Source organism: Haloarcula sp. R1-2, assembly GCF_011627385.1.
Lineage (GTDB): Archaea > Halobacteriota > Halobacteria > Halobacteriales > Haloarculaceae > Haloarcula > Haloarcula marismortui.
Genome location: NZ_JAANTG010000001.1, coordinates 345,420 through 363,562, shown reverse-complemented (window position 1 = coordinate 363,562; position 18,143 = coordinate 345,420). Strand labels below are relative to the sequence as shown.

At 64.0% G+C, this 18,143-nt stretch carries 19 protein-coding genes; 10 read left to right on the top strand and 9 right to left on the bottom strand.

Going from position 1 to position 18,143, the window contains the following annotated elements; all coding sequences use genetic code 11:
- Nucleotides 1-9 precede the first annotated feature (9 nt).
- From G9C82_RS01745 to G9C82_RS01735, 3 genes are read right to left on the bottom strand one after another with little or no spacing between them, the layout of a single operon-like run.
- The gene (locus G9C82_RS01745) at nucleotides 10-1,533 is read right to left on the bottom strand and encodes an AMP-binding protein (RefSeq protein ID WP_127013217.1); all 1,524 of its coding nucleotides are present in this window, start codon (nucleotides 1,531-1,533) and stop codon (nucleotides 10-12) included.
- A complete protein-coding gene (menC, locus tag G9C82_RS01740; RefSeq protein WP_007190399.1) occupies nucleotides 1,526-2,572 on the bottom strand; it encodes an o-succinylbenzoate synthase in 1,047 nt (348 codons plus the stop codon). The genes G9C82_RS01745 and menC overlap by 8 nt, the downstream gene beginning before the upstream one ends.
- Nucleotides 2,569-3,528 carry a 1,4-dihydroxy-2-naphthoate polyprenyltransferase gene (locus tag G9C82_RS01735; RefSeq protein WP_127013216.1) on the bottom strand — a complete coding sequence of 320 codons (960 nt, stop codon included), beginning with the start codon at nucleotides 3,526-3,528 and terminating at the stop codon, nucleotides 2,569-2,571. Before G9C82_RS01735 ends, menC begins: the two co-directional genes overlap by 4 nt.
- A gap of 134 nt (nucleotides 3,529-3,662) precedes the next feature.
- Here G9C82_RS01735 and G9C82_RS01730 point away from each other — a divergent pair, with 134 nt between their 5' ends.
- Together G9C82_RS01730 and G9C82_RS01725 are read left to right on the top strand one after the other, a co-directional pair.
- Nucleotides 3,663-5,282, top strand: a complete 1,620-nt coding sequence (locus tag G9C82_RS01730) for a long-chain-fatty-acid--CoA ligase (RefSeq protein ID WP_127013215.1) — start codon at nucleotides 3,663-3,665, stop codon at nucleotides 5,280-5,282.
- 159 nt (nucleotides 5,283-5,441) lie between these two features.
- Complete coding sequence (locus G9C82_RS01725; RefSeq protein ID WP_127013214.1) at nucleotides 5,442-7,688, top strand: PAS domain S-box protein; 2,247 nt, start codon at nucleotides 5,442-5,444, stop codon at nucleotides 7,686-7,688.
- A gap of 184 nt (nucleotides 7,689-7,872) precedes the next feature.
- Here G9C82_RS01725 and G9C82_RS01720 read toward each other — a convergent pair whose 3' ends face one another.
- The 5 genes from G9C82_RS01720 to G9C82_RS01700 all read right to left on the bottom strand — a co-directional run bounded on the left by G9C82_RS01720 (nucleotide 7,873) and on the right by G9C82_RS01700 (nucleotide 11,689).
- Nucleotides 7,873-8,307 carry a hypothetical protein gene (locus G9C82_RS01720; RefSeq protein ID WP_004961456.1) on the bottom strand — a complete coding sequence of 145 codons (435 nt, stop codon included), beginning with the start codon at nucleotides 8,305-8,307 and terminating at the stop codon, nucleotides 7,873-7,875.
- A gap of 66 nt (nucleotides 8,308-8,373) precedes the next feature.
- A complete protein-coding gene (locus G9C82_RS01715) occupies nucleotides 8,374-9,423 on the bottom strand; it encodes an SMP-30/gluconolactonase/LRE family protein (RefSeq protein ID WP_241244067.1) in 1,050 nt (349 codons plus the stop codon).
- A gap of 91 nt (nucleotides 9,424-9,514) precedes the next feature.
- Nucleotides 9,515-9,820 (bottom strand): hypothetical protein, encoded by a 306-nt coding sequence (locus G9C82_RS01710; protein ID WP_007190395.1) that lies wholly within the window; start codon nucleotides 9,818-9,820, stop codon nucleotides 9,515-9,517.
- A complete protein-coding gene (locus G9C82_RS01705; protein WP_121303063.1) occupies nucleotides 9,813-10,829 on the bottom strand; it encodes a PGF-CTERM sorting domain-containing protein in 1,017 nt (338 codons plus the stop codon). The genes G9C82_RS01710 and G9C82_RS01705 overlap by 8 nt, the downstream gene beginning before the upstream one ends.
- 77 nt (nucleotides 10,830-10,906) lie before the next feature.
- On the bottom strand, nucleotides 10,907-11,689 hold the full coding sequence (locus G9C82_RS01700) for a DUF2797 domain-containing protein (RefSeq protein WP_121303064.1): 783 nt from the start codon (nucleotides 11,687-11,689) through the stop codon (nucleotides 10,907-10,909).
- A 48-nt stretch (nucleotides 11,690-11,737) separates the two neighbouring features.
- On the opposite strand from G9C82_RS01700, the gene G9C82_RS01695 reads away from it, so the two are divergent.
- Nucleotides 11,738-12,193 (top strand): YbhB/YbcL family Raf kinase inhibitor-like protein, encoded by a 456-nt coding sequence (locus G9C82_RS01695; RefSeq protein ID WP_004961442.1) that lies wholly within the window; start codon nucleotides 11,738-11,740, stop codon nucleotides 12,191-12,193.
- 8 nt (nucleotides 12,194-12,201) lie between these two features.
- On the opposite strand, the gene G9C82_RS01690 is transcribed toward G9C82_RS01695, so the two are convergent.
- Nucleotides 12,202-13,128 carry an NAD-dependent epimerase/dehydratase family protein gene (locus tag G9C82_RS01690; protein WP_127013213.1) on the bottom strand — a complete coding sequence of 309 codons (927 nt, stop codon included), beginning with the start codon at nucleotides 13,126-13,128 and terminating at the stop codon, nucleotides 12,202-12,204.
- A gap of 117 nt (nucleotides 13,129-13,245) precedes the next feature.
- Between G9C82_RS01690 and G9C82_RS01685 the strand changes: the two genes are divergently transcribed.
- The 7 genes from G9C82_RS01685 to G9C82_RS01655 all read left to right on the top strand — a co-directional run bounded on the left by G9C82_RS01685 (nucleotide 13,246) and on the right by G9C82_RS01655 (nucleotide 18,142).
- The gene (locus G9C82_RS01685) at nucleotides 13,246-13,905 is read left to right on the top strand and encodes a thioredoxin domain-containing protein (protein ID WP_127013212.1); all 660 of its coding nucleotides are present in this window, start codon (nucleotides 13,246-13,248) and stop codon (nucleotides 13,903-13,905) included.
- Nucleotides 13,902-14,444 carry a tRNA (cytidine(56)-2'-O)-methyltransferase gene (locus tag G9C82_RS01680; protein WP_127013211.1) on the top strand — a complete coding sequence of 181 codons (543 nt, stop codon included), beginning with the start codon at nucleotides 13,902-13,904 and terminating at the stop codon, nucleotides 14,442-14,444. Before G9C82_RS01685 ends, G9C82_RS01680 begins: the two co-directional genes overlap by 4 nt.
- A 55-nt stretch (nucleotides 14,445-14,499) precedes the next feature.
- Nucleotides 14,500-15,852, top strand: a complete 1,353-nt coding sequence (locus tag G9C82_RS01675) for a sulfatase (protein ID WP_127013210.1) — start codon at nucleotides 14,500-14,502, stop codon at nucleotides 15,850-15,852.
- Nucleotides 15,849-16,406: a dihydrofolate reductase gene (locus G9C82_RS01670; protein ID WP_127013209.1), complete on the top strand. Its 558-nt coding sequence runs from the start codon at nucleotides 15,849-15,851 to the stop codon at nucleotides 16,404-16,406. The genes G9C82_RS01675 and G9C82_RS01670 overlap by 4 nt, the downstream gene beginning before the upstream one ends.
- A gap of 71 nt (nucleotides 16,407-16,477) precedes the next feature.
- Entirely contained in the window at nucleotides 16,478-16,750 is a 273-nt protein-coding gene (locus G9C82_RS01665; protein ID WP_004961422.1) for a hypothetical protein, read from the top strand.
- A gap of 187 nt (nucleotides 16,751-16,937) precedes the next feature.
- Entirely contained in the window at nucleotides 16,938-17,468 is a 531-nt protein-coding gene (tfe, locus tag G9C82_RS01660; RefSeq protein WP_004961418.1) for a transcription factor E, read from the top strand.
- Nucleotides 17,468-18,142: a DUF2110 family protein gene (locus tag G9C82_RS01655; RefSeq protein WP_127013208.1), complete on the top strand. Its 675-nt coding sequence runs from the start codon at nucleotides 17,468-17,470 to the stop codon at nucleotides 18,140-18,142. Before tfe ends, G9C82_RS01655 begins: the two co-directional genes overlap by 1 nt.
- The last annotated feature ends 1 nt before the right edge of the window (nucleotide 18,143 follow it).

The window sequence follows — 18,143 nt, the reverse complement described above, 5'->3', positions numbered from 1 at the left end:
CCCAATCCGCTATGCCGATTCGTTCGACTCGCTGGCAGTCCCGAAATGCGACCGGACGGCGGCCCGGTCTACGGTCCCTGAGGCCGTCCGTGGGAGCGAATCAACAGCCCGCACCGTCTTCGGGACTTCGTAGGCGGCGAGTCGCTCGGCGCAGTGGTCGCGAACCGCCTCGGGCGATACATTCCCGACGACCAGTGCAGCGACGCGCTGGCCCCACTCTTCGTCGGCGAGTCCCACGACGGCCGCGTCCTCGACTGCCGGGTGTTCGCGAATGGTGTCAGCAACCGTCGACGCGTCGACGTTCTCTCCGCCGGTCACGATCTGGTCGTCGACACGGCCTTCGACCCAGAGGTGGCCGTCCGCGTCCCGGTAGCCGATGTCGCTGGTCCGAAAGCCGTGGTCGCTGAACGCGTCATCGTCGCCGTTCAGATAGCCCGGCGTCACCGTGGGGCCGTCGACGACTATCTCGCCACGTTCGCCGGGGTCACAGGCGGCCCCGTCAGCGACGACCGTCACGTCGGTGAACACGAGCGGCTGGCCGACGGTGCCGGCGTGTTCGAAGGCTGTCTCGGGCCGCGCCGTCGCTATCTGTGACGCCGTCTCGGTCATCCCGTAGGTGGGACAGACCGGTACGTCCCGCTCCCGACACCGTTCGATGAGCGTCTCGCTGGCCGGTCCGCCACCGAGCAGGACGAAGCGGAGCGAGGACGGTGGTTCCCAGCCAGCGTCCAGCAGCCGCGAGAGCATCGTCGGCACCAGCGAGACGCCTGTCACCCCGTGTTCCGCGAGCACCTGCTGTGTCGCGTCGGCGTCGAACGACCGCTGGACGACGGCCGCAGTGCCGTATAGCGCGCTCCGGATGAACGGAGCCAGTCCGCCCATGTGGTAGGTCGGTAAGCAGACCAGCCAGCGGTCATCCGGAAGCACGCCGAGGCGGTACGACGACGCGACGGCGCTAGCGACGAGGTTGCCGACGGTCAGTCGGACGCCTTTCGGCTCGCTGGTCGTCCCCGAGGTGAAGATGACCAGCTGGGTGTCCGTGCGGGAGAGGGGTGCCGGGGTCACGTCGGTGGCTGTTTCATCAGCCGAACCCGCCGCTGCTGTCTCGTCGGCGACGGCAGCCGCTGACAGTTCCCTGTCGACCGAAACGGTGGGACAGCCGTCGATGTCGGCCGCCAGCGACGCGGTGCTGTCTCCACAGACCAGCAGGTCCGCGTCAACTGTCGAGAGCTGGCTTTGGAGCGTCGCCGCGTCGAGTTCGACGTTCAGCGGCGCGAGTGTCGCCCCCAGTCGCATCGCCGCAAACAGGAGCGTCCCGACTGCCGGCCGTGTCGGCAGGAGCGTCGCGACGGTGGCGTCCGGGGCGTCGACCCGCCGGTCGAGTTCGGCAGCCACCGCATCGACGGCAGCATCGAGTTTCCGGTAGGTGACCGCGTTCCCGGAGGCCGCCGCGACCATCGCCGTCCGGTCGGGTGTCGTGTCGGCGCGGTGCGTTACGAGGTCCTGTGTCGGCCAATTGAGGGGGTCACGCATCGGTCCCCACCTCTGTCGGATCGATTCCCAGACCGGTCGACTGGGGGACCGACATCGCACCATCCGTTACTGTCGTCGGGTCCGGCGCGAGGTCGGCCGCCAGTCGGTCGCCGGTCGCCAGACCGCACGCGGCCACGTCAGGAATCGCGGCGGCGACGTGCAGCGCCGCGAGGCGGGCAACGACGGCGTCGATGGTCGTCGTGACGACCGGCTCGACACCCTGTTCGCGTGCCCGGAGTGCCAGCGTGTGGGCGTTGCCGGGGCCGCCCAGCACCATCGGCTTCAGTATCAGCACGTCGGCTGCGTCGGCATCGAGGACGCTGTCGACCCGGCGGTCGACGAGGGATTCATCGAGCGCGACGCCGACCCCGGAGCCCCGCAATTCGGCGTGTCCCGTGAGGTCATCGGCCGGAAGCGGCTGTTCGACGTAGGCCACGTCCAGCGGCGCGAGGCGGTCGACGGCGTCTTGCGCTTGGTCACGGGACCACGCGCCGTTGGCGTCGGCTCGCAATGTCACGTCGTCGCCCACCCGCTCGCGGACGGTCCGAACGCGCGCCACGTCTTCGTCGACGGTTCGCTTCCCGACCTTGAGCTTACAGCAATCGTAGCCGGCCTCAACCGCTCGCTCGACGGCGTCGGCGGTCTCGGCTGGAGACCCGTCGCCGACTGTCGCGTTGACCGGGACGCGATTGCAGTGCCTCTCGGAGTCGAACCACTGGTACAGCGGCACGCCGTCGGCTCTGGCGTCGGCGTCCAGTAGCGCGGTCGCAAAGCCGTGTCGGGCGGCAGGAACCGATGCGGCGTCCAGCGACAGCAAGACATCTGTGTGCCCACCGTCGGCTGCGACCGTGGCAGCGTCGTTGAGCCCGCGCTGGCAGTCGTCGAGCGACTCCGTCCAGCCCGGGAGCGGCGTGGCTTCGCCGACGCCGGTTTCGCCGCGGTGGTCATAGCGGACGACGAACCCCGAACGCTGGCTAATTGTCTCGCGGGCGGTCGCGAGCGGACTCGACAGCGGGAGGGAGAACGAATCGACCTTCATAGTAGCTGTGTGGCGGCGAGACCTGCCGCGAACAGGACGGAGTGGGCGAACAGCGTCTGACCGACCCGTTCGAGCGTCGGGTTCAGTGCGTCGCCGGCGGTCTGTGTGAGGACTGTTTTCGAAATAGTCGCCGCCAGTGGCAGCGTCAGCAGCGGGGCCAGTGCCGCCAGTCCGTACTGGCTATCGAGGGCGAACACGACCGGGACGACGTAGGCCATCCCGACCATCAGGAGAAATTCGACGCGGCTCCAGCCGTAGCCCAGATAGACGGCCAACGTCTTCTTGCCAGCGGCGCGGTCCGTCTCGCGGTCTCGGATGTTGTTGACGACGAGAATCGCCGTCGACAGCCCGGCCGCTGGGAGGCTTGCCGTGATGGCAGCAGCAGTGACCGACCCCGGCGGGAGCGTCATCGGAAACGTGCCGACGCCGCTTGCGCTCGCCACGGCCTGCACGTAATATGTGCCGGTCACAGCGACGAGACCGAAGTAAACGAACACGAACAGGTCGCCGAGACCGCGGTAGCCGTAGGGGAACGGACCGCCGGTGTAGAGAACCCCGGCGGCGATGCCCGAGAGGCCAACTACGACGATGGGGAGACCGCCGACGGCGACGAGATAGACGCCGATGACGACAGCGAGGCCGTAGGTCGCTATCATCGCCCGTTTGACCTCCTCGGCGTCGATGAGGCCGCCAGCGGTCACACGGGTGAATCCCTCACGCTCGTCGGTGTCGGCCCCCTTTACCGCGTCGTAGTAGTCGTTCGCAAAGTTCGTTCCAATCTGGATAAGCAGCGCACCCACCAGCGCCGCGACTGCCGGCAACAGAGCGAAGACACCGGCGTGGACTGCCAGGCCCATCCCAACGATGACCGGCGCGGCCCCGGCAGGCAGTGTCTGTGGCCGCGCGGCCATCACCCACGCCTGCCGCTTCGAAACGTCCGCCGTCGCTGTACTCATTGTTGAAAACTGGGGACGCTATCCTCAAAGCGACTGTGGTTCGACAGGCACCCTAAATATGACCGGTGCCGAGACAGCAAAATCAGGGGAGTATCACAACCACTTTATCATGATTAACCATACGATAGCCTGAGATGCATAAGCCACTGCTTACCACGGATTTTCTCGACCGTGCGCGGGAATACTACGGGGACAAAGAGGCTATCGTCGCCACGACCGGTGAGCGCTTCACGTACGACGAGTTCGGGGAACGAGCCGACGGGTTCTCGGCGGCGATGGCTGCCCGTGGCATCGAGAAGGGTGACCGGGTGGCCGTCTTGGACCCGAACACGCACTACCAGCTCGAAGCGGCCTACGGAACCATGCAGCTGGGCGCGGTCCACACGCCGCTGAACTACCGGCTCGTGCCGGACGATTTCGAATATATCCTCTCGGACGCCGAAGTCGACGCCGTTTACGCGGACTACGAGTACGCGGACAAGATCGAGCCGATCCGTGACGAGGTGCCCACCGACATCTTCGTCACCAACGACACGGATGCCGTCGACGGCGACTGGGAGTCCTTCGACGACATCATCGAGGAGGCGGGGACCGACTACGAGCGCCCCGAGATGGACGAGGACGACCTCATCACCATCAACTACACGTCGGGGACGACCGGCGACCCGAAGGGTGTCTGTCGGACCCACCGGACCGAGACACTCCACGCCTACATCGTTGCGCTCCATCAGGAAATCTCGGACGACGATGTCTACCTCTGGACGCTCCCGATGTTCCACGTCAACGGCTGGGGCCACATCTTCTCGGTTACCGGTATGGGCGCAAAGCACGTCTGCACCCGCGGTGTTGATGCCGAAGGCATCTTCGACGCTGTCAGGACAGAGAACGTGTCCTATCTCTGTGGCGCGCCGACGGTGTTGAACATCCTTGCGGATCGCTATGCGGCCCACGACGGGGAAATCGAGACGACCGGTGCGAACGACGTGCGCATCGCGACGGCCGGCAGCGCACCGCCGGAGGCCGTCATCCGAACCGTCGAGGACGACTTCGGCTGGTACCTGAAACACGTTTACGGCGCGACCGAAACCGGCCCGCTCGTCACGACCTCGGACGCCCGGCGCTTCTTCGAGGACGGGAGCAACGCCCGCTTCAGCGTCAAGAAGCGCCAAGGTATCGGCTACCTCGGGACCGATGTCCGGGTCGTCGACGAGGACGGCAACGACGTGCCACACGACGACGAGACGCTCGGGGAGGTCGTCGTCCGCGGCAATCAGGTGATGGACCGGTACTGGAACAAACCCGAACAGACGGAAGAGGCCTTCTCCGACCGCGTCGAGGGCTACTACCACATGGGCGACTTGGCGACGGTCGACGAGGACGGCATGGTTGCCATCCGCGACCGCAAGAAGGACATCATCATCTCCGGCGGCGAGAACATCTCCAGCATCGAACTAGAGGACACGCTCTACGAACACGACGCCGTCAGCGATGTCGCAGTTATCCCCGCCCCGAGCGACGAGTGGGGCGAGACGCCGAAGGCCTTCGTCGTCCCGAATTCGGGCGATCCCGACAACCCGGGCGTGACAGCCGAGGACCTCCGGACGTTCACCCGCGAACAGCTGGCGACCTACAAAGTCGTTCGCCGCGTGGAGTTCGTCGAGGAACTGCCCACGACAGCAACTGGGAAGGTCCAGAAGTACGAGCTCCGCGAACAGGAGTGGGAAGACGAAGACGAGATGGTCGGCCAGGGATAGCGACCCGCAAGAACCTCACAGAAGTGTAAATTATTTATAATTAAGCGGGGCCGAAAGATGGAACACGTAGCCCGTCAATGATGGGCATATGTTAGCTTCCGGTTTCAGAGATGGTCTTTTAATTCAGCTTCCTATAATGTGTGACTACTACCCAAAGATATGACTGCTATCGCTGAGACAATTTGCATTCTCCACGTCGATGATGAGCCGGGATTTGCCGACATGGCAGCGACGTTTCTGGAACGCGAGGACGACCGGGTAGACGTGCAGACTGCGACGTCCGCCACAGCGGGGCTAAAAATCCTAGCTGACAACGACATCGACTGTGTCGTCTCCGACTACGATATGCCCGAGCGGAACGGCATCCAGTTCCTCGAAGCCGTCCGCGAGGAATACGGGTCGCTTCCATTTATTCTGTACACTGGCAAAGGCTCCGAGGAGATCGCAAGCGACGCTATCTCGGCCGGAGTCACCGATTATCTGCAGAAAGAGAGCGGCACCGACCAGTACGCGGTGCTCGCGAACCGAATCACCAACGCAGTGGAGTCTCAGCGTGTCAAGCGAGAGCGGAACCGCCAACTCGATGCCATCGAGACCGCACAGGAGGGCATCAGTATCCTTGACGAAGATGGGGAGTTCATCTTCGTCAACGAAGCGTACGCAGACCTCTACGGTTACGATCCGGCGGAGATGCGCGGGAAACACTGGGAACTGCTGTATCGAGAGGCGGATATCCCTCGAATCTACGACGATATCATTCCGGCCGTTCAGGAAAACGGATACTGGACAGGCACAACAACCGGACTCCGTGCGGACGGGAGCACGTTCACCGAGGACCACGTGCTCGCACGGACTGACCGCGGTGAACTGGTCTGTACGGTCCGGGATATTTCTGAGCGGCGAGACGGTGAACGGGAACTCTCTCGGACCAAACGCGCCATGAACGAGGCCCCTATCGGCATCATACTCACCGGCCCCAAGCAGGATGATACCCCGATAACCTACGCCAACAGGCGGTTTCTGGAGTTGACCGGCTACACGGAGTCGGAGGTGCGTGGCCGAAACTGCCGGTTCTTGCAGGGCGAAGCGACTGAGTCCGAGCCAGTCGACGCGATGCGGGCGGCCATCGATGAGGGTGAACCTGTGTCGGTCGAACTCCGGAACTACCGGAAGGACGGGACGATGTTCTGGAATCAGGTGTCTATCGCCCCAGTCCGCGACGAAGACGGAACGGTCGTCAACTACGTTGGGTTCCAACGGGACATTACCGAACGGAAAGAACACGAACGCCGCCTCAAAGCTCTCAGCGAGTCGGTGCAGGACCTGCTCCAGGCAGACACGCGCGAGGAAGTGGCCGAAATCGGCGTCGAGACGGCCCGCACGGTACTGGGACTCGAAGCCAACACGATCCACCTCTACAACGAGGCCGAACGGACGCTCGAACCGGTTGCCGCCTCTGACGGGATATATGACCTGCTAGAGGATTTGCCGACTTTCACGCCCGGAGATAGCATTGCGTGGCGCGTCTACGAGTCCGGCGACGCACTCGCAGTCGATGATGTCCACGCTGACCCGGACATCTACAACCCGGACACGCCAATCAAAAGCGAACTATATCTCCCGCTCGGCAGGCATGGAATCCTGCTGGCCGGTTCGGGGACAAACGCGGCGTTCGACCAGCGAGACGTCATTCTCGGAGAGATTCTGGCCGGACACATCATCAGCGCGCTCAAGCAGGTCGAAGGGACCGAACAGTTACGCGACCGCGAACGGGACCTCGAACAGCACAACGACCGGCTCGAAGCGTTCACGAGCGTCGTCTCACACGATCTACGGAATCCGCTGAACGTTGCACAGGGACGACTGCAACTGGCACGCGAACAGTACGAGAGTGAGCATCTGGCCGCTGTCGAACAGGCACACGAGCGAATGGACACGCTGATAACCGACCTGCTCACGCTGGCACAGGACGGTGAGACCGTCACCGACCGCGAATCGGTCGCGCTCGCGTCGCTCGCCGAAAATTGCTGGACGACCGTCGAGACGGCCGATGCGACACTCGTCACCGATATCGACCGGACTGTCCTGGCAAACGAGAGCCGCCTGAAGCAGTTATTCGAAAACCTCGTCCGGAACGCGGTCGAGCACGCCGGGGCAGACGTGACCGTAACGGTCGGAGCGTTAGACGACGGATTCTACGTCGCGGACGACGGCCCCGGCATCCCCGAAGACGAGCGAGAGACAGTGTTCGAAGCCGGCTACTCAACGAGTACGGAGGGGACCGGGTTCGGGCTCAGTATCGCCCGGAAAGTTGCAGCGGCACACGATTGGGAGATCAGCGTTCGGGATAGTGCTGATGGTGGCACACGCTTCGAGATTACCGGCGTCTCGTTTTGTGATTCGTAGCGACTGGCACGGCGTCCGTCTGGGGGCTTGCTGGCACTCGTTCAGTGACTCTCGTCACTCCACCGCTGTTCCGTTGAGAAATGGTCGTTGCCCGACCGCTGTTCGATAACGAGCAGACGCTATCTGTCGGAGTGAGATGTCGCTGCCTCGTTTGTCTGCAAAAACGTCGGCGAACCGAGTTCCGTTAGTCTTCGAGCGCGTCAGCGATGCGGTCGAGCGAGCGCCGCATATCGTGGACTTCGTCCCGGAGCTTTCGCATCTCTCGCGTAAGTTCCTCGTTGTCGCTCCCGCCCGATTCCTCGCGCTGCCCTGGCGGGCCGCCGCCCATGCCGCCGGGGCCGCCCGGACCGGGACCGCCGGGGCCGCCGCCCATCATGCCGCCCATCATCTGTGCGAAGGGGTTGCCGCCGCCCATGCCGCCGGGGCCGCCGCCACCGCCCATCATCTCTTCCATGCGCTCTTCGCGGCTCATCTCTTCGCCGTCGCCCTCGCCTTCTTCGCGCTCCTCGGCGCGCTGCTGTCGGATCTCCTCGACTCGCTCGCGGAAGGACTTCTCCTCGCCGCCTTCCTCGGTCGCATCCGCCGATTCGCCAGCGTCTTCAGGTTCATCGTCTGCCATACGCTCGGATTTGGTTGGGCCGCTGAAAAGGGTTGCCGTCCGAAGACAGACTCGATAAACGGTCGGTCAGCGAGGGACGCTGGTCCGGAGAATTGCGCCGTCTTCGGGTGACTGGTTCGCAAAGTTACAGATGAACAGCGACTCCTGCTGGTCGCCGGTCCGGAAGAGCACATCGGAAGGGAACACCAGCCCGTCGTCCGCCGTTGCGACGACGTCCGTGGTCCCGTCCGCAGTCACTCTGACGACGCGGTTCTGGCTGTTGGCCGCGACGTAGATGTCGCCGTCCCGGCTGGTAATCCCGTCGGCTCCAAATATCGCCCCACCCTCGAAGAACATCGAGGGCTCGCCGGCAGCGCCGTCCGACTCAACCGGAACGCGGAGCAAGCGGCCAGTTTCTTCGGGGGCTCGCGTCACTGCGACGAAGATGTCGCCGTCGGCGTCGCGGGTAATTCCGTTCGCGCCGAAACTCTCCGTTTCCAGCCGGTCGTCATCCAGCCAGGTCGACCGCTCACCGTCGGTCGTGACCGCGTAGACCACGCCGTTTTGCGATTCGGTCACCAGCAGGCGCTCCTGGTCAGCATCGTAGTGGATGTCGTTCGGGAACCCGCCCATCTCCACGAGTTGCGCCGCGTCGCCGTCGAGCGGGATTTCCCAGACGCCAGCCTGATCGTCCTGTGTGGCGACGGCGACGTATACCGTTCCATCGGGCGCTGCTTCGACGCCAATCGCGCCAGGCAGCGTCGCAATCTGTTCGGTATCTTCGAGGGAAAGGCCGGTCGCGCCGGTCTCTACCGCAGGGACGCGCCGAACCTCGCCGGCCGTGATACCGAAGTACAGGCCGCCGTCAGGACCGAGGGCCATGTTCTCCGGTACGCGGTCGCCGCCGACCGAGACGAGCGTCTCGACGGCCGCTTGGTCCGGCGTCGCTGTCGCGGTGTCGGTTGCCGGCGGCTCGTCGGTTGTCGTCGTGGGTTCGGCATCACCATCGTCAGTGGGTGACGGCGTCGAGTCAGTGGCAGTCGACTCGTCGCCGCCGGTACAGCCGGCCAGCCCCACACTGGCGATGGCGCTGCAGCCCATCAGGAATCGTCGCCGCGTCGCGCGTCGTTGGGTCATGATATCCCTCTCGACGTATGGCTGACAGGTGCCTGAAACCTCGGATTACTGAAACGCCGACTGTGGGTACCTGATATGGCCGGGGACGGGCTCAGGCGAGTCGTCGGACCAGCACCGAGAGTCCCAGTCCGCAGCCGAGCACCACGGCGAGGTTGAACGCCGCGTTGAACAGCGGTCGATATCTGTCGGTGACGAACGTATCAATCGCCGACGACGCGGAAAAGTAGAACTGGAGTGTCGCGATGAGCGCGACGAGCGTGAGGATAGCGAATACGGCCCATTGCGCGTAGATAGCTATTGTCGGACCCGCGTTGTCGTCGTCTGGCTCATCGACTCCGCCGCCGGTATCCGCGTCAATATCCTGTGCCACTGTGTCGGTGTTGGAGGTATCACTCATTGGTCTGTCTCCGTGCGATGAGGAGCGCGCTTGCGAGGACGGCAATCAGGCCGACCAGCGCCGTGAAGCCGGGACCTTCTCCGGCCGCAGTCTGCTGTGGTTCGTCCATTCCCTGCTCCGCTGGCCGTTCCTGCTCGAAGTCACTGGACTGGAAGCCGACTTCCTGCCGGGTTTCGTTCTCCTGCAGGCGCTCCGTCGGATGGAGGTTCGCCGGGGAACTTTCGGTCCCGACGATGACGCCGTCGGAGAGCAGCATACCGTCGAGCCAGTAGTTGTAGTCGTCAGGCACCCTCAGCTGGGTTCTGACGATCTCTGTTCGGCCGGGGCGAATCTGGCCGACCCGCACGGTCGACTCGTCGGCGATGACGTTCGAGTCAGCCTGCCGCGCCCGGAGGCGAAGCGAGAGGTCATCGGACGGGGTGTTGCCGGCATTTGTGACGTACACCGACACGTTCAGCGTCGTCTGATTGTCCGAGACGCCGTCGATCCGGTAGGTGATGGAATCGAGCGGGACGCCGGCGTTCTCGAACCGCTGGAAGGTCACGGTACTGCGGGCGTACGCCGGTGTGAGCGCGTCGACGTTCTGGACCGACTGCTGGCCGGTTTCGACCCGATTCCCGTCCTCGTAGACGATCGTGTCTATCCGATAGCCGCCCGCCCGCTCGACTGTGATGTTTGACCGCACCGATACCTCTCGTTCCCCTTCGACTGTGCCGACCGACTGTCGCGTCGTCGTTGCGACGAGGCCGGTGTCCGCGTCGATAGCTCGCGTCTCGACGGTGACGTTCTCGGCGGGACCACCGCGGTGAGAGAGTCGGGCGTCGATGGCGAGCGTCACTGTCTGGCCGTCGACGGCGGCCGGTTCGATGGTCGTCTCGCGGAGGTCGAGATAGCTCTCACGAACGTTGTCCTCGGGTTCGGAGAGCGCGCCGGGGACCGCTGTTGCACCGATGAGCATGGTCAGGACGACCACGACCACGCCACCGGTCAGGAGGGTTTCACGTCGCACACGAGGAAGGGCAACAGCCGCGTTTAAATGTCTTCTGCACTGTCAAGTGTGGATTACAGCGACGCCAGTCTCCAGTGTTACCCGAACGCACCGAGGCTCGACTGGAGGTCGCGGTCGGTCCCGCCGTCGGTAAGTTCGTAGCCGACGAGCTGTCGGAGGTCGACAGCATAGACACTGCCGTTGTTCTCAAGCACGGCGACTCGTCCCTTCGTCCCCCGGACGGTCCCCGTCGCCAGGGTTTCGGCCATCGGACGGTCCGAGAGGGGCAAGTCGTACTCGAAGTCGTAGGTCGCCAGCGGGTCATAGCGCTCACAGAGCGACGCCCACCAGTCCGTGTCGACGGACTGGTCGAATCCCGATATCTTCGTGGGAACTCTGACCCGGTCGCCCAACTCAACGGCGATGTCGGCCTCGACTTGCCGGGCGATACGGCCGTCGGCGACGGTCCGGAGGTGGGCGGCCCTGTCAGCCCCCTGCTCACGGAGCCGTGTTTCCAGCCGCCAGGAGCGGGTGACGCCGACCTTGATGACATCCGGCGCGAACGCCGCCAGATACACCGCGTGTTCCTCGTCGCAGGTGTCGAGGGGCTTGTTGCAGTCACCGGTACAGCGGGCACACGGCCAGATGTCGGTGTGTTCCGGGCAGTACGGCGCAGAGTCATTGTCGCAGTGAAAATGTCGGTCGCCGTCGACCGCGCCGGCGCAGTGGCGCTCACCGAGCGTGTAGGAAAGGTCCGTGTTCGGGTCCAGTCGCTCAGTAGTCACGCTCCCGTCCTCGGCCAACAGGAGCGCGGCGTGTTCGTCGACCCGCGCGCGGTAGCCCACGACCTGCACGTCCGGCGGTTCGGCGCGGAGCCGCAAATGGCTGCCGGGACGACGTTTTTGTGTTTGTCTGTCATATCTCCTGACATGGCAGACCTACAGCTCCGAAGTCCGGCCTTCGACGACGGGGACCGTATCCCCGAGGAACACGGCTACTCGGCGGCAAACACGAACCCACCGCTAGAAATCGAAAACGTTCCGTCGGACGCGTCGTCGCTCCTCCTCATCGTCGACGACCCGGACGCCGAGGAGCCGGCCGGAAAGGTGTGGGACCACTGGCTCGTCTGGAACATCCCGCCGGATATTGGTCGGATACCGGCGGGGTGGGAGCCCGATGAGGCCACAGAAGGACAGAACGACTTCGGTGAGGTTGGCTGGGGCGGTCCGAATCCGCCGGACCGGGAGCACACGTATCGGTTCCTCCTGTACGCGCTAGATACGACGCTTGACCGCTCCCCGGCAGCCGATAAAGACGACGTGTACGACGCGGCCAGCGGCCACGTCGTGGAAAAAGCACAACTGAACGGTACGTACCCGGCCTGAATCCGCGCTCAGAGTTCTTCGAGCAGTTCGCGGGTCGACTGTCGCACCGCGTCGTCGCTCGACTGTTCGGGCTCCCAGCCCAGTGCCGAGAGCTTGTCGACGGAGAGGCGCATTCGCGGCACGTCACCCGTCCAGCCGCGGTCACCGCCGGTGTACTCGTACTCGGGGTCGATATCCATCTCGTCAGCGACGATAGTGGCGATGCGGTCGACCGATGTGGTCGTCCGCGTCCCGAGATTGAACACGTTGTGGTCCTTGTCGGCGTGTTCGACGGCGAACAGCATCGCGTCGATGCACTCGGAGATGTGCATGTAGGATTTCTCCTGACGACCGTCGCCGAGAATCGTCAGCGTCGACGGGTCCTCGGTGAGTTTCTCGATGAAATCAGGAATGACCGCACCGCGCAAGCGCGGGCCGACAATATTCGCAAACCGGAACACCCACGACTGGATGTCGTGGCTGTGGGCGTACGTCGAGACGAGCGACTCTTCGGCGAGTTTCGTCGCGCCGTAGACACTGATTGGCTCAAGCGGCGCGTAATCCTCTGGAGTCGGTCGCGGCGCTTCGCCGTATACTGTAGATGACGACGTAAACACGAGGTTTTCGACGCCGGCTTCCTGCATCTGTTCGAGAATGTTGTACGTGATGTCGCTGTTGTCCTCGAACTGGCGGCGAGGGGTGTCCGTGTCGACCAGCTTCGACGCCGCGAGGTGGACGACGAGGTCGACATCGCTCGTGATAGCCTCAGCGACGACATCGGGGTCGGTGAGATCACCATCCAGATAGGTTGCGCCCTCATGGACCCACTCGGATTGCCCGTTCGCTTCGTTGTCGACGACGACGACGTCGTTGTCCGGAACGAGGCGCTCGACCAGATGCGACCCAATAAAGCCTGCCCCGCCGGTAACGACTATTCGCTTCTCTGATACGTCCATAGGTGCGATGCTTCCTAGGCGAGAAAAAACGTTGTGGTCGCGGCCGATTCCGGTGGAGTCGGTAGGCACGTAACAGATGACAACGTCGTTTTATAGCTTCCCCTGTGAGGGTCGGTTATGACCCGATTCACTCGCCGGAGCGTTCTCTCGGCGACGACCGTTACCCTCGGCGCGCTAGCCGGATGTGCCGGCGGTGGTTCTGAGTCGGCCGAAACGGAGACGGCGACGCCGACGCCCGCACCGGGCCAGCCGCTCTCGACGCCCGTCGCGGGCGACCCAGAGGCCGACGTTACGGTTGCGGTGTACGAAGACTACGCCTGTCCACACTGTGCAACCTACTCGGAATCCGTCTACCCGCAGGTTCGGGAGGACTACCTCGCTGAGGGAACCATCCGCTATGAGTTCCACGACTTCCCGATTCCGGTCGATGAGGACGCCTCGTGGCAGGCCGCAAGCGCTGCGCGCGCCGTACAGGACAACGCCGGCGACGAGGCCTTCTTCACCTACTCCGAGCGCCTGTTCGCGAACCAGAATCAGTTGGGGCCGGACACCTACGCCGACCTGACGGAGGGCATCGACATCGACGGCGAGACTGTTCGAGCGGCCGCGACGGGAGAACTGTACCGCCCGACAGTTTCCGGTGACCGCGAAGCCGGCATTGACCGTGGCGTTCAGGGAACGCCAGCCGTGTACGTCAACGACGAGCGGGTCGAATGGAGCGAGGTCTCCTACGAACCGGTCCGGGCCGCCATTGAAGCCGCACGGAGCGACGGATGAAGGATTCCCCACAGGTGACGGTGCTCCGACTGGGCCACCGGCCCGGCCGGGACGAGCGGATGACGACCCACGTTGGGCTGACCGCACGCGCGCTCGGGGCCGACAAGGTCGTGCTGGCCAACGCCGCGCGCAACCAGGCCGACACCGTCATCGATATCACCGACCGGTTCGGTGGCCCCTTCGACGTGGCTTCGACGGAGGAGCCAAAGCGGCTCATCCGCGATTTCGAGGGGCGCGTCGTCCACCTGACGATGTACGGCGAGCCAGTCCAGGAGGTCGAGGCCGACGTTCGAGAGGCCAACACAGCGGAACCGCTGCTGGTCGTCGTCGGCGCGGAGAAAGTCCCCTTCGAGGTGTACGAACACGCCGACTGGAACGTCGGCGTCACCAACCAGCCACACTCCGAGGTCGCTTCACTGGCCGTCTTCCTCGACCGCCTGTTCGAGGGCCGGGAACTGGACCGCGAGTGGGAGAACCCCGACCGGGTGGTCGTCCCGCAGGAAACCGGCAAGCGAGTCATCGACCCCGACGAGGAGTGATACCCACGCAGTTGTGCCGCGGGCCTTTTATCGCTCGACGCTAACTCACGCTCAGATGTCGCGTCACAACGTGTTGCTCGTCGTCGCTGACAGTCTCCGCGCCCGGAGCACCTCCGTACTGGGCTATCGCCGGGAGACGACGCCCTTTCTTGACGCCTTTGCCGAGGAGGCGACGGTGTACACGCAGGCTCGCAGCCCGAGCAACTGGACCGTCCCCAGCCACGTCAGCATGTTCACAGGCCACGAGACCCACGAACACGGCGTCGACCACACCGCTAGACTCGACGCCGGCCACACAATCTTCGAAGAACTGGCTGAAGCGGGCTATGACACGGGGTTGTTCTCCGACAATCCGTTCCTGACCGACCACGAATCGGGGCTCGACGACGTGTTCCAGACGGCGGTCGGCTCGCCCGAGCAGTATGACTCGGCCTACGAGACGAACGGCTCGCTGGGCGACTGGCCAAACGGCTTCTGGTACGCCGACCGAACGCTGGAGTGGGTCGACGACCGGGAGAGCGAGTGGGCCGCCTGCATCAACCTGATGGACACCCACCGCCCGTACGAACCGCTCGCCGAGTACGACGAGTGGAGCGACGAGCGCTCCCGCGAACTCCAGGAGTCGATGGGGTTCAAGTGGCACTGGGAGTTCCTCTCGGGGAACCTCTCGCTTGGCTTTGCCAGCATTCTCGAACAGATATACGACGGCGCGGTCCGGCAGGCCGACGCTATCTTCGAGACGCTGATCCGGGGGCTGGACGAGCAGGGCGTGCTTGAGGACACGCTGGTCGTCTTCGTCGGCGACCACGGCGAGGGCTTCGGCGAACCGACAGCAATTCCCGAGGAACCACCAGCCGTCAGCCACCGTATCGGAACCCACGACAGTATGTATCACGTCCCGCTCGTCGTCCGTGCTCCCGGCCAGCGGGAGGGACACCGCGTCACCGACCTGGCGACACTCAGCCGGTTCCCCGACGCCGTCCGCGCGATGGCGCTCGGCGACGGCAACGCGGACGGCCCGGCGTTTGCCTCGCCGAACGGGACTGTCGTCGCGTCACAGGCCCCCATCGGCCCGGCAATGCGCGAGGAGGCCGAACGGGTCTGTGGCGACGCTGCCCCGTTCGCAAAACACGCTCGCCTGGTCTACCACGACCGGCCCGGCGACGAGGTCCGAAAACGGGCGGCGTGGGGCGACAGTGCCCACGAATCCGTTATCAAAGGCTGTGGCGGCACGGTCGAGGACCGCGATATTGATGCCGCCGTCGTCCGGAACCACTTCGACAGCGGCCGGTACGCCGACGTGGCTATCGCGACGCCGCTCGACGGCTACACCGAGTTCGAGGATGCGTCTGACACGCAGTTTGCCGGAGACCTTGACGACCGACTGGAGGCGCTTGGATACAAATGACGATGATACCCGACACCGAACTGGTACTCGTGGTCGCTGCAGACGAAAACAACGTCATCGGCCTAGATGGCGGCGTTCCCTGGCACTACCCAGAGGACGTGCGCCAGTACAAGAACCGCATCGCCGGCCACCCAATCATCCTCGGGCGGCGAACGTTCGAATCGATGAAGCCCATCCCGGACTGCTACACCGTCGTCCTGACGAGCGACGACAGCCGGAGCGCCGATTCGGAGACAGTTGAGTACGCCACAACGCCGCAGATCGCTGTCGAAGCAGCCGCTCGCGCCGGCGCGAGCGGGGCGTTCGCTGGCGACAGCGCTGGCGCAGAACGCTCACCACCAGTCACCTACGTCATCGGCGGCGAGGCGGTGTACGACCTGTTCCTCCCGTTCGCCGGCCGGGTTTTCCTCAGCCGTATCCACGAACACAACGAGGGCGACCGGTATTTCCCAGATCTGGGCGCGGAGTGGACAGAACTGTCCCGGGAGCCCCACGACGGGTTCGATGTCATCGAATACGAACAGGCATCGCCGCGACCGCTCGACGACCTCTGACTGTTCGCCAGTCAGCAAAGTCGCCTGAAACTGTCGGTGGCCTGAAAACCACAGCTGTTAAAGTAATTCAAATGACTACTATCCTGCAGCAACTCGTGATGCTAGACAAAATCAAAAAATCCGTCTCGGATGTACTCTCGGGTGGGAAGGGGCAGTCAGACAACGGACCAGAGGCCAGTGCAGTGACGAACAACCGTGTTCAGGCTAGCTCCACCGGCGGTGACGGCGCGGCCGACGAACCTGAGTCGAATCTCTACGAGTGTCCGTCCTGTGACTCCGTCTTCGTCGCTATCGACAAAGAGACCTGCTCCTCCTGTCGGACTCCAGTCGAGCAAATCGAATAGCGGGGGTCGTGGCGACGGATTACGGTGACGGTGGTGCCCGAAAAAGGACTGCTGTCCGTCGCTGTTGCTGGCTGCCTGCGGGCACAACGAGTGCTTCCCAACAGCAGCATGGTCCCGGCCTCTGTGTCAGCGTTCAAGAGAGGACGACCCGATGGTTTTAACCACATGACTCCCGGATGTGCGGGTAATGGCTTTTGAGGAACTCTTGGAGGACCCCGTCATACAGAAATACCTCCACGAGCTGGTCGGACCGAAAGGGATGCCGGTCGCCGCCGCGCCGCCGGACGGCGAAGTGACCGACGAAGAACTGGCCGAGGAGCTCGGACTCGAACTGAACGACGTTCGCCGAGCGCTGTTTATTCTCTACGAGAACGACCTCGCGACCTATCGTCGGCTCCGCGACGAGGACTCCGGGTGGCTCACGTACCTCTGGACGTTCCAGTACGAGAAGATCCCCGAACAACTGCAAGAGGAGATGCACCGCCTGCTCGACGGCCTCGAAGAGCGCCGCGAGTACGAGCGGGAAAACGAGTTCTACCTCTGTGAGCACTGCGGTATCCGCTTCGAGTTCGGCGAGGCAATGGAGTTCGGCTTCGAGTGCCCCGAATGTGGCAATCAAGTCGAGACGATGGAGAACACCCGTCTCGTCACCGCGATGGAGAATCGCCTCGAGGAGCTTAGAGACGAACTGAACGCTGACGTGGACGTGGAAGCCTGATGGTCGTTCTCGGTACAAAAGTGTACGTCGCCGGCGACGCCCGGGACCGTACGCTCGACGGCCTGCGCTCGATGGTCGGCAACGAACTCGGCGACCTCGACGTGGCGTACGACATCGGCCTCCGTGACGACGACTTCCCGACGGTGACCCTCGACGGCCCGGACGAGACCGTCGCGAAGAACCTCCTCCGCGAGGAGTTCGGCGAGCTGGTCGCCGACCACGAAGACGGCGAGACGTACGTCGGGACACTCGATAGCTGGGACGAGGACGGCTTCGTCCTCGATGTCGGCTTCGGCCAGACGGCCCGGATTCCGGCCGATGAGCTCGGTCTCGGGCAGGGGACGCCGTCACAGATCCGGAAACGGTTCGGACTGGTCCAGCACCTACCGCTCCGGTTCGTCGCCGGCGACCCTGCAAGCCTTGCAGAGGTTGAGCAGGACCGCCTGTACGAGTGGAGCCGTGGCAACAACGGTCGCATCAACGCGAACAGCGTGACACGCTCGGAAGCGCGTGCGACGGTCAACCGCGCCGGCCACGCACAGGATATCGTCACTGTCGAACGTATCGGCCTGTTAGAACAGAGCATCATCTGCAACCCGGACACCGACTCGCCGGGGCTGCTCGCCGACATCGGGCAGTATATGCCGTCGGAGCTGCTGGCAATCGTGCCCTGAT

Bases quoted from the DNA above. Each gene is read 5' to 3' on its own strand.
- G9C82_RS01745 (WP_127013217.1), bottom strand. From the start codon at position 1,533: ATGCGTGACCCCCTCAATTGGCCGACACAGGACCTCGTAACGCACCGC.
- menC (WP_007190399.1), bottom strand. From the start codon at position 2,572: ATGAAGGTCGATTCGTTCTCCCTCCCGCTGTCGAGTCCGCTCGCGACC.
- G9C82_RS01735 (WP_127013216.1), bottom strand. From the start codon at position 3,528: ATGAGTACAGCGACGGCGGACGTTTCGAAGCGGCAGGCGTGGGTGATG.
- G9C82_RS01730 (WP_127013215.1), top strand. From the start codon at position 3,663: ATGCATAAGCCACTGCTTACCACGGATTTTCTCGACCGTGCGCGGGAA.
- G9C82_RS01725 (WP_127013214.1), top strand. From the start codon at position 5,442: ATGACTGCTATCGCTGAGACAATTTGCATTCTCCACGTCGATGATGAG.
- G9C82_RS01720 (WP_004961456.1), bottom strand. From the start codon at position 8,307: ATGGCAGACGATGAACCTGAAGACGCTGGCGAATCGGCGGATGCGACC.
- G9C82_RS01715 (WP_241244067.1), bottom strand. From the start codon at position 9,423: ATGACCCAACGACGCGCGACGCGGCGACGATTCCTGATGGGCTGCAGC.
- G9C82_RS01710 (WP_007190395.1), bottom strand. From the start codon at position 9,820: ATGAGTGATACCTCCAACACCGACACAGTGGCACAGGATATTGACGCG.
- G9C82_RS01695 (WP_004961442.1), top strand. From the start codon at position 11,738: ATGGCAGACCTACAGCTCCGAAGTCCGGCCTTCGACGACGGGGACCGT.
- G9C82_RS01690 (WP_127013213.1), bottom strand. From the start codon at position 13,128: ATGGACGTATCAGAGAAGCGAATAGTCGTTACCGGCGGGGCAGGCTTT.
- G9C82_RS01685 (WP_127013212.1), top strand. From the start codon at position 13,246: ATGACCCGATTCACTCGCCGGAGCGTTCTCTCGGCGACGACCGTTACC.
- G9C82_RS01680 (WP_127013211.1), top strand. From the start codon at position 13,902: ATGAAGGATTCCCCACAGGTGACGGTGCTCCGACTGGGCCACCGGCCC.
- G9C82_RS01675 (WP_127013210.1), top strand. From the start codon at position 14,500: ATGTCGCGTCACAACGTGTTGCTCGTCGTCGCTGACAGTCTCCGCGCC.
- G9C82_RS01670 (WP_127013209.1), top strand. From the start codon at position 15,849: ATGACGATGATACCCGACACCGAACTGGTACTCGTGGTCGCTGCAGAC.
- G9C82_RS01665 (WP_004961422.1), top strand. From the start codon at position 16,478: ATGACTACTATCCTGCAGCAACTCGTGATGCTAGACAAAATCAAAAAA.
- tfe (WP_004961418.1), top strand. From the start codon at position 16,938: ATGGCTTTTGAGGAACTCTTGGAGGACCCCGTCATACAGAAATACCTC.
- G9C82_RS01655 (WP_127013208.1), top strand. From the start codon at position 17,468: ATGGTCGTTCTCGGTACAAAAGTGTACGTCGCCGGCGACGCCCGGGAC.